General features: G+C 63.5%; 10 protein-coding genes. 6 read left to right on the top strand and 4 right to left on the bottom strand.

The window, feature by feature from the left end; translation table 11 throughout:
* The first annotated feature begins 82 nt into the window (after positions 1-82).
* The 4 genes from QZZ02_RS06175 to QZZ02_RS06160 all read left to right on the top strand — a co-directional run bounded on the left by QZZ02_RS06175 (position 83) and on the right by QZZ02_RS06160 (position 5,638).
* Positions 83-2,461, top strand: a complete 2,379-nt coding sequence (locus QZZ02_RS06175) for an MMPL family transporter (protein ID WP_291843071.1) — start codon at positions 83-85, stop codon at positions 2,459-2,461.
* Complete coding sequence (locus QZZ02_RS06170) at positions 2,430-3,293, top strand: outer membrane lipoprotein-sorting protein (protein WP_291843070.1); 864 nt, start codon at positions 2,430-2,432, stop codon at positions 3,291-3,293. Before QZZ02_RS06175 ends, QZZ02_RS06170 begins: the two co-directional genes overlap by 32 nt.
* Positions 3,294-3,420: 127 nt before the next feature.
* The gene (locus QZZ02_RS06165) at positions 3,421-4,638 is read left to right on the top strand and encodes a hypothetical protein (protein WP_291843067.1); all 1,218 of its coding nucleotides are present in this window, start codon (positions 3,421-3,423) and stop codon (positions 4,636-4,638) included.
* A 28-nt stretch (positions 4,639-4,666) separates the two neighbouring features.
* Entirely contained in the window at positions 4,667-5,638 is a 972-nt protein-coding gene (locus tag QZZ02_RS06160) for a LysR family transcriptional regulator (RefSeq protein ID WP_291843065.1), read from the top strand.
* Positions 5,639-5,675: 37 nt separating this feature from the next.
* On the opposite strand, the gene QZZ02_RS06155 is transcribed toward QZZ02_RS06160, so the two are convergent.
* The gene (locus QZZ02_RS06155) at positions 5,676-6,668 is read right to left on the bottom strand and encodes a DUF6607 family protein (protein WP_291843061.1); all 993 of its coding nucleotides are present in this window, start codon (positions 6,666-6,668) and stop codon (positions 5,676-5,678) included.
* 129 nt (positions 6,669-6,797) lie between these two features.
* On the opposite strand from QZZ02_RS06155, the gene QZZ02_RS06150 reads away from it, so the two are divergent.
* Positions 6,798-8,882, top strand: a complete 2,085-nt coding sequence (locus tag QZZ02_RS06150) for a TonB-dependent receptor (RefSeq protein ID WP_291843059.1) — start codon at positions 6,798-6,800, stop codon at positions 8,880-8,882.
* Positions 8,883-9,022: 140 nt separating this feature from the next.
* Here the strand turns inward: QZZ02_RS06150 and QZZ02_RS06145 are convergent, their stop codons facing one another.
* Positions 9,023-9,442: a flagellar FliJ family protein gene (locus QZZ02_RS06145; RefSeq protein WP_291843056.1), complete on the bottom strand. Its 420-nt coding sequence runs from the start codon at positions 9,440-9,442 to the stop codon at positions 9,023-9,025.
* Complete coding sequence (fliI, locus tag QZZ02_RS06140) at positions 9,439-10,782, bottom strand: flagellar protein export ATPase FliI (RefSeq protein WP_366511509.1); 1,344 nt, start codon at positions 10,780-10,782, stop codon at positions 9,439-9,441. The genes QZZ02_RS06145 and fliI overlap by 4 nt, the downstream gene beginning before the upstream one ends.
* A 527-nt stretch (positions 10,783-11,309) precedes the next feature.
* On the opposite strand from fliI, the gene ctrA reads away from it, so the two are divergent.
* Entirely contained in the window at positions 11,310-12,005 is a 696-nt protein-coding gene (ctrA, locus tag QZZ02_RS06135; protein WP_291843053.1) for a response regulator transcription factor CtrA, read from the top strand.
* Positions 12,006-12,329: 324 nt separating this feature from the next.
* Here ctrA and QZZ02_RS06130 read toward each other — a convergent pair whose 3' ends face one another.
* Positions 12,330-13,166: a protein-glutamate O-methyltransferase CheR gene (locus QZZ02_RS06130; protein ID WP_291843052.1), complete on the bottom strand. Its 837-nt coding sequence runs from the start codon at positions 13,164-13,166 to the stop codon at positions 12,330-12,332.
* Between the last annotated feature and the right edge of the window lies 1 nt (position 13,167).

Below are 13,167 nucleotides of genomic sequence, written 5' to 3'. Positions count from 1 at the left end.
GAACCGCGCGCGATATCGCCGCGACCGCCGCCGGAAGCCACCGCGTCCGGTGCCGCAATCCGTATGCCCGAAAGGACCCGTCATGGGCGCAATCAGAAACCGCACGGATCAATTTGCAACGGCCCTGGCCGAGCGCATGATCCGCTGGCGCTGGCTGGTGATCCTCGCCACCCTCGTCGCCACTTTCGGCTTTGCCACCGGCATGCCGAACCTCGCATTCGACACCAATTACCGGGCCTTCTTCTCTGACGAGAACCCCGAACTTGCCGCCTTCGAGACCTTCCAGGCGACCTACACCAAGAACGACAATGTGCTGATCGTGGTGCGTCCCGCAGACGGCAATGTGTTTTCCGCCAACACGCTGGCCGTGGTCGAGGAGATCACCGAGGCCGGCTGGCAGGTTCCCTACGCCATCCGCGTCGATTCCATCACCAATTTCCAACACACCTGGGCGCAGGGCGACGATCTGATCGTCGAGGACCTGGTCCGCGACGCCCGCTCGCTCGACCGCGGCGACCTTCTGGAGCGCCGGGCCATTGCCCTCAATGAACCGCTCCTGCGCAACCAGCTGGTGACGCCGGACGGTTCGGTGACGGCGATCAATATCGTCCTGCAATACCCGGAACTTCACTCCATGGAAGTACCGGAATCGGTCGCCGTCGTGCGCGCCCTGCGCGACCGGATCGAGGCGGAATATCCCGATATCGACATCGTGCTGTCGGGCATCTCGATGATGAACAATGCCTTCATGGAAAGCGGCATGGGCGACATGGCGAAGCTCATTCCGCTCATGTATCTCGTCCTTCTGGTCATCATGATGATCGCCATCCGCTCGTGGAGCGGGACGCTGGCGACCCTCTTCCTGATCCTGTTCTCGACCATTGTTGCGATGGGCTCGGCCGGCTTCATGGCGATCGGGCTGACCCCGGTCTCGGCCTCGGCCCCGACCATTGTCCTCACACTGGCCATCGCGGATTCGATCCACATCCTGATGTCGATGCGCCAGCGCATGCGCGACGGGCTGGCCAAGCGCGATGCCATCATCGACGCCGTGCGGATCAACTTCCTCGCCGTCACCATCACCTCGCTGACGACGATCATCGGCTTCATGGCGCTGAACCTGTCGGACTCGCCGCCCTTCGGCCATCTCGGCACGATGACGGCGATCGGGATCGCCGGAGCCTGGCTGCTGTCCATCACCTTCCTGCCGGCCATCGTGTCGCTGCTGCCGATGAAGGCTGCGCCGCGCAAGTCGGACGGTCGGGACGCCACGGCCCGCATGGGCCAGCTGGCCGACTTCGTGACCCGCAACAGCCGTCCGGTCCTGATCGCCACGGTGGCGGGATCGGCAGCCCTGGTCGCGCTCATCCCGACCATCAATCTGAATGATCAGTGGGTGAATTATTTCGGCACCTCGCTTGAAGTCCGGCGCGACAACGACCTGGCCCTGCAGGACTTCGGTCTCTATCCGATCGAGTTCTCGGTGCCGGCGGCCGGCGCTGGCGGGATCGCGGAACCGGAATACCTGCAGCATCTCGACGACTTCGCGGCCTGGGCCAGGTCACAGGGCAATGTGACCCATGTCTATTCGGTCACCGACATCATGCGGCGCCTCAATCGCAACCTGCATGGCGATGATCCGGCCTTCTACACATTGCCGGACGATCGCGGCCTGGCAGCGCAATACCTGCTGCTCTACGAGCTTTCCCTGCCCTATGGGCTCGACCTCAACGACCGCATCAATATCGACAAGTCGGCCTCGCGCCTGACCGTCACGCTGGACAATGTCACGACCGGGGAGACCAAGGCCTTCCTCGACGCGGCGGAAGCCTGGCTGGCGAGCAATACGCCCGACTACATGCACACATCGGCCACCGGCGCCCAGGTGATGTTCGCCTATGTCGCCGAGCGCAATGTGAACTCGATGATCTCGGGCAATATCATCGCCGTGCTGGCCATCGGCCTGGTCATGGTGCTGGCCCTGCGGTCCCTGCGGCTGGGTGCGTTGAGCCTGATCCCCAACACATTGCCCATCCTGACGACCTTCGGCGTCTGGGCCCTGCTGGTGGGAACGGTCGGCTTCTCGGTTGCCGCCGTGGGCGCGGTGTCGCTTGGCATTGTCGTCGATGACACGGTCCACTTCCTGACCAAGTACCGGCGGGCCCGTGTTGAGCGCGGTGCCGATACCGCCGGGGCCATCCGCTACGCTTTCGAGACGGTTGGCATGGCGATCGTGATCAACACCATCATCCTCGCCGCCGGCTTCGCCGTGCTGGCCCTGTCCACCTTCAAGCTCAATGCCGACATGGGACTTCTGACCGCCCTGGCGATCGTCTTCGCCCTGGTGCTCGATTTCCTGCTCCTGCCGGCCCTCCTCGTCGAGCTGAACAAGCTTGCCGCCCCGAAAACCCGATCCGGAGACAACCGTGATGAAGACCAAAGCTTTCAACCCGCCCAGTAAATCCCTTCTGGCCCTGGCGAGCGTGCTCGCCCTGGCCGGTCCGGTACCGACCGCCTTTGCCCAGGACGCCGAATTGCCGGCCTGGGTCGACAGCGACAGCGAGCGGCGCGGATACGAGATCGCCATGCGCTCGGACAATTCCGACAATGGCTTCGGCGACAGCCGGGTCGAGGCGACCATGACGCTGCGCAATGCGGCCGGTCAGGAGACCACGCGTCAGCTCAGCTTCCAGACGCTGGAGCGGGCGGACAATACGGTCGGTGACAAGTCCGTGGTGGTGTTCGACACCCCGGCCGACGTCCAAGGCACCGCGCTGCTCAGCCACGCCCATATCCTGGAGCCGGACGACCAGTGGCTCTACCTGCCGGCGCTGGCCCGGGTGCGGCGGATTTCCTCGGCCAACAAGTCGGGGCCCTTCGTCGGCTCGGAATTCGCCTTCGAGGATTTCACCGCGGTCGAACTCAACAAGTATGAGCACAACTATCTGACCACCGAGGCCATCACGGTGGATGGCGAGACCCTGCCGACCGATGTCGTCGAGCGCTTCCCCCGTTATGAGAATTCCGGCTATTCGCGGCAGGTCTCCTATATCGACCAGTCGATCCATCAGATCCGGCGGATCGAGTTCTTCGACCGGCGCGGCGATCTCCTCAAGACGCTCGATCTCGGCGATTACCGCGAATACGGCGACGGGATCTGGCGGGCGCATCGCCTGAGCATGACCAATCACCAGACCGGCAAATCAACCCTGCTCACCTATGGCACGTTCGAGTTCGGCATCGGGCTGACCGGAAATGACTTCGAACGCGGCGTGCTGGAACGCCAGTACTGACCGCCAGCCATCCGGTGGCCGCCCTGTCCGGTCGCCACCGAGTCAGCGGCTGCAGCGACGGCGCGCCTCCCCCAGCCCGCGCCGTCGCTGCGGCTTGTCAACCAAGAGGCCAAACATGAGGTCCCTGATGCGTACCCTGAAATCCCTGATCATGCCGCTGCTTGTCCTGGCGGCCGTGATATTCGGCGCCTCGAGCGCCCTGTCCCAGGGCTGGGACACCGGCGGCTCCGTCGGTCTGGAAGCCCGGCTCTTCACCGAAGACCCGGCGTTTGACGGCCAGGAGGACGGGCCGCAGAGCTCGATCATTTTCGAAGGCGAGTTACGCTGGCGCAGCGGCGACCGCCGGCACCAGCTTGTCCTGGTCCCGCGCCTGCGTCTCGATGCGGTTGATGATGAGCGCAGCCATGCTGATCTGCGGGAGGGGTTCTATCGCCATGTCGGCGACGCCTTCACACTGGAGGCCGGGCTGATCAAGGTGTTCTGGGGCACCACGGAATCGCGTCACCTCGTCGACATCATCAACCAGACCGACAGCGTCGAGGACAGCGATGGCGAGGACAAGCTGGGCCAGCCGGCCATCCGCCTGACCCGCCAGACCGATTGGGGCCGGCTGGAAGCCTACATCCTGCCGGGCTTTCGCGAGCGTACCTTCCCGGGTCGCGAGGGCCGTCTTCGCGCCCCGCTGGTCGTCGATACCGATGCCCCGATCTACGAAAACGACGATGAAGAACGCCATGTCGATCTGGCCGCCCGCTGGAGCCACTATATCGGCGACTGGGATATCGGCCTCGCCGCCTTTCACGGGACCAGCCGCGAACCCGGCTTTGTGCCCTCGGCCGACGGCCAGACTTTGCGCCCGCTCTATGCCATCATCTCGCAGGTCTCCGCCGACATCCAGCTGACACGCGGCGCCTGGCTGTGGAAGGGCGAGGCCATCGTCCGCGAAGGCCAGGGCGACACGTTTGCGGCCTTCACCGGCGGCCTGGAATACACCTTCTACGGCGTCACCGCGTCCGGCGCCGATTTCGGGGTGCTGGCCGAATACCATTCCGACGGCCGGGACAGTGATCCGGCCGTCGCGCCGCCCACCGCCTTCGACAATGATGTTTTCCTGGGAGGGCGCCTTGCTTTCAATGACATGCGGGACACATCCGTGCTCGGAGGCGCCGTTATCGACGTCGAAAACGGCTCAAGCGCAGTCCTGATCGAAGCAGAACGCCGTTTCGGTTCCCATATAGTTGTCGAAGTCGAGGGGCGGTTCACCGTCAACATTGATCCGGCCGATGCCCTGGCCAGTGTCCGGAGGGATGATGCGGTCACCCTTCGTGTCACGCGGCATTTTTGAGCCGGACCGATAGGAGCGTGCGAGAAGGATGAGCCTGTTGAGCCTCAAACATGTCGACCTGAACCTTTTGATTACCTTCGATGCGCTCTGGCACGAGCGCAATGTGACCCGCGCCGCGCGGCGCCTGAATGTTTCCCAGCCGACCGTCTCGAATGCCCTGTCGCGCCTGCGCCAGGCCTTCGGTGACCAGCTCTTCCTGCGCTCGCCGCGCGGCATCGAGCCAACTGAACGCTGCAGCGAGATCATCAAGGATGTCCGCGAGGCGCTGCGCCATATCGAGCAGGCGCTGGACAGCGGGCCGTCCTTCGATGCCCGCGACTGCCGACGTGAATTCCAGATCGGCTGCGCCGATTATTTCGACGTCTTCATCCTGCCCGGGCTGATGGCCGAGATGTGCGAGCAGGCGCCGCACATCAATCTTCGCCTGCGCTCGGTCGACATCAACGAAGGTCTCGACCTGCTCGATTCCGGCGAGCTGGATTTCATGATGCATATGGAAGCGCCGGCGGCGAAACGCTTCGGTGTTCGCCCGGTCCTGTCCGAACATCATGTCTTTGCGACCCGGGCCGATCACCCCGATGTGAAGGGGACACCCGATATCGAGACCTTTGCCCGTCTCAAACATGTCAATTTCTCGCAACGCGGCGACTCGGAATCACTGGTCGATGAAGTCCTGGCCAAGCTCGGCCATCGCCGCCGCGTCGCGGTCACCACCCAGCACATGACCACGGTGGTGCATCTGGTAAAGACCACCGATCTCGTCGCGTCCGTTCCGTCGCGCATGGCGGAGAAAATGGTCGAGGAAGGCGGGTTTGCCATCTACCCGCTGCCCTTCGAGATCACGAAAGTCCCGATCTCGGTCTACTGGAACCGGCGTTTCGAGCTGGACGGGGCGATGCGCTGGATGCGCGATGCCATTACCCGGCATTGCGAGACGCTCGGACCGGCCCGCCTGCCCTGGACAGAGACAGCGAAAAAGGAAATGGCGACGGCCCGATAGCCGTCGCCATGCCATGGCTCCGTCCGATTAAGGCCGGCTATTCGATGACGGTGATCTGGCTGTCCAGATAGGTCGCCGCGTCCTCGAACGCCGTCTCGGCATCGCTCAGACCGAACAGGACCCGCTGGCCGGCTTCCAGCACCGGGCCGTAGAGCAGCGTGCCTTCGGCATCATCCTCGATGTGGAAACGGCGCGTGCCATCGCTTTCCAGCGCGTCGAAACGAGTCCGGACCAGGGCCCAGTAATCCTGCGTCGCATCCCAATAGTCCAGCGCCGCCTGGCCGTTGGACAGGTCGGTGCGGGTATAGGTGTTCACCCCGACTTCGCGGACCAGCTCGTGCGGTGTGCCGTCCTCGAGGACGAGTTTGGAATTGTCCTGCTCGTGGACCCAGCCCCACGAGGTCACCGTGTGACGATTGACGGCGGCGATGACGTCATAATCGTCACGCGTGGTGTCGTCGCGGCGCGGCAGCGGACGCCAGGAGACCGGCGGTTCCCAGGTTGAAATGCCATCGCCGTCATGGGTCCAGGGCGCGACAGCGGCATAGCGCGGGCTGTCATCGACCTGGTAGACGGTCTGCGACCAGGCACCGGCGGCGTCGCCAGCCGCCACGTCCTCGATCGTCCAGTCATCAAAGCCCTGGAAGGCGAGCACGGTGGCCGGCTCGTAGCGCCAGTCCTGGCGCCAGTGCTTGACGATGAAGGGATTGTCCGTCGCACCGACAATCAGCAAGTGCTGCAGCATGATGAAATCGCCCGTGTCCTCAACCACCACGACCACTTCACGGGCCTGGGTGAATTTCGGATCGGCCGGTTCATAGCCCGCGGCGATCGGAACCATCTCCCGGAAATCGAAGGTGACCGCGTACTCGCCCTGCATGGCGAGAATGGCCTGCCGGTCCTGCTCGAAAGCGGCTTGCGAATGCTCGGGCCGCAGCGCCTGTTGCGCTGATGTGTGCGGAATTTGGGGTGTTGTGGTGGCGCAGCCGGACAGTGTCAGTGCGACCGCGGCGAAGTAAGCGAGTTTCATGAGCCCCTCGTGCTGACAGGAATAACCCTGACGATTTTGACGTGTTGTTAAGAAAGATTCTCACTTGCATTCTCATAAAGCAAGCGGCAGAACGCAGCAAGTGCAAATCATTCGCAACAAGGATCCAGCATGAAACGCGCATTTCTGGCGTCGACCGCCCTGCTCGCCCTCACCGCCCCGACCCTCGCCCAAACCCATGAGACCGACACGGCCGAAGACGTGATCATCGTCGAGACCACCTACACACGGCTCGACCGTTTCGTGTATCCGGGCGCCACGGCGACCGTCGACGCCGAGGCCCTCGACCTGGCCCGCCCCTCTGACCTGGACGACCTGTTGCGCCAGATGTCCGGTGCCGATGTCTCCGGCGGCCCGCGGCGGACCGGCCAGACCATCTCCCTGCGTGGCCAGGGCCGCGAGAACACAACACTCCTGCTCGACGGGGCCCGGCAGAATTTCGGCTCCGCCCATGACGGCGTCGTCTTCATCGATCCGGCCATGCTGGTTGCCGTCGAAGCCGTGCGCGGGCCGGCCTCGGCCCTTTACGGCTCCGGCGCCTCGGGCGGCGTCATCGCCTTCCGCACCGCCAGCGCCGATGATCTCCTGCGCGACGGTGAGACCTGGGGCTATGGCCTCGGCGCCGGCTATCGCTCGGTCGATGAGGAACAGCGCGGCTCGGTCAGCCTCTATGGTCGCAGCGGCATGTTCGATGCCCTCGCCTCGGTCTCGACCCGCAGCTCCGGCGATATAGCGCTTGGCTCCGGCGATGACCTGCCGGCCGATGACGACAGCGTCTCCGGCCTGTTCAAGCTTGGTGCGGATCTCGCCGACGGCATCCGGGCCGAGCTGAGCTGGCAAACTTTCGACGGAAGCGCCACCGAACCCAATAACGCCCAGGGTTCCGGCGCGGTCGGATCGCTCAACGCGCTCGTCGACAAGGACATCACCTCGGACGCAATCACCCTGAACGCCAACTTCGCCCCACCATCCATTGGCTGGCTCGATCTCGACGTCACCGTCTATCGCCACGAGACCGGCGTTGACGAGACCGAGACCGTGTCCGGCCGCGAACTGCGTCGCGACCTGGAAACCTCCGGTATCCGCCTCGACCAGCGTTTCGACTTCACCCTTGGCGCCTTTGATGCCGGGCTGACCGTCGGCGGCGAGTATTACGAGGACAGCCAGGACGGTTTTGACAGTGCCGAAACCGATGGTGTGCGCGGCGGGGCTCCCGATGCCAGCAGCCAGTTCTCGGCCGGCTGGGTCCAGCTGGAACTGGACGGACCGGCGCCTTTCGGCCTGCCGGGCCGGGTCATCCTGCTGCCAGGCGTGCGTCAGGACAGGTTCGAGACCTCGACGCCGACGACCGCGACCGTCTCCAGCGATGCGACCTCCAGCCGCTTTGCCGCCACTTATGCCCCGCTCGATGATTTCAACATCTTTGTCAGCTGGGGTGAGGCCTTCCGGGCACCGTCGATCAACGAGCTTTACCTTGACGGCACCCATTTCTCGCTGCCGCACATCATTCTCGGCCCGCCGACCTTCATCTCGAACGAATTCATCGCTAATCCGGACCTGCTGCCGGAAGAGACCGATACGCTGGAAATCGGCTTGCGACTGGATCTGTCCGACCGGGTCGACCTTGACCGTCTCGACATGAGCGCCTCTTGGTATCAGACCGAGGCCGACAATCTGATCGACCTCTTCGTCGATTTTGCGTTCGATCCGACCTGTTTCGCGCCGCCCTTCTTCGCCCCCTGCTCGGCCGGCACCACGCAGAGCCGCAATGTCGGCTCCGCCGAACTGGAAGGCTATGAGGTCCAGCTGGGTCTGGCCGAAGGCCCGTTCTCGCTCGACGCGTCAATCACCGGCATTGACGGCAAGGATGTCGCCACCGGCGATCCGCTCGGCTCACTCGCCCCGACCCGCGTTTTCGTGGATGGTCGCTGGCGTTTCGAGGATGCCCGCCTGACCGTGGGCGGTCGCATCGAGGCGGCCGGTGATTATGACGAACCGCTGGATCCGGCCGAACACCGGCCGGGCTATGTCGTCGCCGACGCCTATGCCCGCTGGCAACCGATCGCCGACAGCCACCTGCGCCTCAATGCCGGTATCGAAAACCTGTTCGACCACGATTATGAACGCGTCTTCGCCGGCGTCAGCGAACCCGGCCGCTCGCTCCGCTTTGATGTGAGTTGGTCGCAGGCGTTCTGAGCTGATGGGGACAGGTACAATTAACGCGTCGCGTTAATTGTACCTGTCCCCTGTGCAGCACCCGTTTCCGACCCCCAAAACACAAAAGGCCCCGAACCGACAGGTCCGGGGCCTTTTGTGGCGTCACAAAGCTCGCGCGGTCAGTGCGACGATCGACCATGGCGGATCTGGGCAATCTCGTCGAGTTCGTCCTGCTCGGCGGCACGAACCGATTGCTCGATACGAGCCAGGCGGCGTTCTTCCAGGAGCTCGTATTTCTTGAGGTCCGTGAAGGCTTCCGACAGCCGGTCGCGCAGGGCGTCAGCCTGGACGTCGACCTCGTCGAGCGAGGCGCGGATGTTTTCCTTCCGCTTGATGACCGCCTGGGCGTAGGAGCCGTAGGCGACATAGCCTTCCTTGGATTGCGTGGCAGCCGCCTGTTCCTCGGGAACCGACGCCTCGAGGCGCTCGATCTGTCCGATCAGGGCTGCACGCGAGCGGTCCAGCTCGGCCATCTGCTTTTGCAATTCTTCCACCTTGAACCGGGCAAGCCGGATCAACGGTTCATGTGAGCGTGTCATTGCTGCACTCCTTCACCACCACCCAAAATCTCCGACAGCATTGCGAAGGTCGACGGAATGTCCGCCGCATCGTCTTTTCGCTGCCCGAGAAACGCTTCCAGCGGTTCGTTGAGCTCTATGGCCCGATCCACCGCCGGATTGGATCCCTGGGTATAGGCACCCAGACGGATCAGTTCTTCCATGTCGGCATAGGCCGACAAATGCTTGCGCGCTTCCGCGACCAGGGGTCGCTCGGCGGGGTCATAAACCTCGGGCGCCGTCCGGCTGACCGACTTCAAGACGTCGATCGCAGGATAGCGTCCCCGTTCAGCAATGGCTCGGCTCATGACCACATGTCCATCCAGGATGCCGCGAACGGCATCGGCTATGGGTTCGTTATGGTCATCACCATCCACCAAAACAGTGAAAAGACCGGTAATGGAGCCTGCTTTTTTGCCGTCCTTGCGTTCAGGGCCGGGACCGGCACGCTCAAGTAGCCGTGGCAATTCAGCAAATACGGACGGCGTATAACCGCGTGTGGTCGGCGGCTCGCCGGCGGCAAGGCCGATTTCGCGCTGGGCCAGGGCAAAACGGGTAACACTGTCCATCAGGCAAAGCACGTCGAGCCCCTGGTCGCGGAAATATTCCGCCGTCGTCAGGGTGAGGTGGGCCGCCTGGCGCCGGGCCAGGGCCGGCGCGTCCGAAGTCTCGGTAATGACGACCGAGCGCTTGCGGCCTTCCGGGCCGAGCACATCATCGACAAATTCGCGCGCTTCACGTCCCCGCTCGCCGATCAGGCCGATGACGATGACATCGGCATCACAGGCCCGCGCCAGCATCGACATCAGCACCGACTTGCCAACGCCGGAGCCGGCAAAAATACCCAGTCGCTGGCCGCGACGCATCGGGACAAAGCCATTGAGGACCCGCACACCCAGATCCAGACGGTCGCCAAGGCGGGCACGACCATGGGCGCCGGGCGGGTTGCCCTTGAGCGGATAAGGCGTGCCGCCCTCGGTCAGCGGCGGGCCGCTGTCGAGCGGGCGCCCGAAACCGTCGAGCACCCGTCCCAGCCAGCCCCGGCCCGGACGGACCCGGGCTGCTTCCGGCTGCAGGATTGCCCGGGCGCCGGGACGAATGCCTTCCAGCGGGCCGAACGGCATCATCAAGGCGGTCTCGCCCCGGAAGCCAACGACCTCGCATTCGGCAAACCCGTCGCCGGTCTCGATCCGCGCATGGGCACCCAGCGACAGGCCCGCCTTGGGGCCCTCTGCCTCGACGAGCAGCCCGTTGAGCGCAGTGACCCGTCCTTCCAGGACCCGGCCATCCAGGCGCGCGACGCGATCGATCAGGGTTTGCATCATACGGGTGAGCCCGCCTTTCAAACCGTGGCTTAAATGCCACTCACCGGACAGTTTAGGTGTCGCCGGTTGCCTCGATGTAAACACCCGGCAAATTTTGCAGCCGATCCGTCCACCGATTCTGGACCGTGCCGGAGTCCGATTCCAACCGCGAGTCCCATCGCTTCAGGAATTGGATGTGGATAACCCGGCCCCGCCTCTTCCTCCTGAATCTGGGCTGATTTGCTTGCCTGTGCTGGAGAAATACGGGGCAAGCTGGGAATACTTTATACCGCGCATATTTGATCAATCCGCACAATTCCCGCCCGACGCAGGCTCTGGAGCCCGCGTTAACCCTTGAATGGTTAACGCGAAATCCGAATCAAGCTTGTCCGCAGAGAATTCCGGCATCTGCGATTCCAAAATCCGGTCAAGACGCAGTTAACTTTCGTTAAGGGTTTCCGCATAGCGTCCAAATAAGGTTAATCACCAGATGAGGCCGGGCGAGAAGTGATTCGCCCCGCGAAACAAAACCGGAGGCGAACCAAATGCGGGTTCTTCTTATTGAGGACGATCGGGCAACGTCCCAGTCCATCGAGCTGATGCTGAAGTCCGAGGGCTTCAACATTTACACGACCGACCTCGGCGAAGAGGGCGTGGATCTGGGCAAGCTGTATGATTACGACATCATCCTGCTCGACCTGAACCTGCCGGACATGCCGGGTTTCGATGTCCTCAAGACGCTGCGCGTGGCCAAGGTCGACACCCCGATCCTGATCCTCACCGGCAATGCGGACATCGACAACAAGGTGCGCGGCCTGGGCTGTGGCGCCGACGACTACATGACCAAGCCCTTCCACAAGGACGAGATGGTGGCCCGCATCCATGCGATCGTGCGCCGCTCGAAGGGTCATTCCCAGTCCATCATCCGCACCGGCTCGATCGGCGTGAATCTCGACGCCAAGACGGTCGAGGTCGAAGGACAGCGCGTCCACCTGACGGGCAAGGAATACCAGATGCTCGAGCTGCTCTCCCTGCGCAAGGGAACGACGCTCACCAAGGAAATGTTCCTCAACCACCTCTATGGCGGCATGGACGAGCCGGAGCTGAAGATCATCGACGTCTTCATCTGCAAGCTTCGCAAGAAGCTCGCAGCGGCCACCAGTGGCGAACACTATATCGAGACGGTCTGGGGCCGTGGCTATGTGCTGCGTGACCCGGTCGAGGAAAAAGCCTCAGCCTGATCGACCGGTCTCAGCGTAAAGGAAAGGCCCGGGCTGCCCGCCCGGGCCTTTTTCTTTGCGCCGCGCCCAGCCGCGATGCCTGTCCAGGAACCGGCACGGCAAACCGATGGGAAAGCGCCTGTCCGGCAGGTCCGCCATCGCACGGGCCGGGCGCGCGGATCAAGCGGCTGGCGCCCGGTCGCTGGCGACGAAACCTGGTCTGACCCGGCGAGTGGGATCGGTCGGCATCACGTTGATCAGCGGGGCTTGCAGCGTTGTGAGGGTCAAAAAAAGGCCCCGCAGGCGGGCTGCGGGGCCTCGATCGAACATGTTTTGTCTGCTGCGTCAGGCAGCTGCAGACTTGGCCACGGCGGCGCGCCCATACAGGCCGCGGCGTCCTTCAACCGGCGAGAAATCGCTCGACAGGCCGACCACGGTCTCGGCCGCACCCATGATCAGATAGCCATCCTGGGCGGTCTGGGTCGCGATGCGTGACAGCACCTTCTTCTTGGTCTCGGCATCGAAATAGATCAGCACATTGCGGCACAGGACGAGGTCAAACGTGCCCATTGCCGAGAAGTTCTCGAGCAGGTTCTGCTTCTGGAACGTCACCATGGAACGGATGTTCGACTTGATGCGCCACTGCTCGCCCTGCTGGTCGAAATGCTGGACCAGCCGCTGGACAGCGAGGCCGCGCTGGACTTCGAACTGGGAATAGATCCCCGCCTTCGCCTTTTCCAGGACGCGCGGCGCCATGTCGGTGGCGACGATCTCGACCCGCAGATTGCCGAGGCGAGCGCGCTCCTCCTCCAGCAGCATGGCCAGTGAATAGGGCTCCTGGCCGGAAGAACAGGCCGCGCACCAGATACGGATCGCCCCGTTATGGCCGCGAGCCCGCGCCAGAACCGGCAGCACATCCTGCTTGAACAGGTCGAACGGCGTGTTGTCCCGGAAGAAAAAGGTTTCGTGCGTCGCCAGCGCCTCGGTGATCGCCCAGAGAAGGCGACCGCCCACATCGCGGCGCGACGCTGTGATGAGCGCCTCGATCGACGGATAGCCCTCGGCCCGTGCCAGCGGTGCCAGGCGGCTCTCGAGCAGGTAGCCCTTGTCAGCCGAGAGAACGAGACCGGATCGCTTGAATGCCTCGGCGGCAACGAAAAGGATGTCGTCGTGTTTTATCATT

This window comes from Maricaulis sp. (assembly GCF_015665295.1).
Taxonomy (GTDB): Bacteria; Pseudomonadota; Alphaproteobacteria; order Caulobacterales; family Maricaulaceae; genus Maricaulis.
Note: the sequence above shows the minus strand (reverse complement) of the source record. Positions and strands in the feature narration are given on the sequence as shown.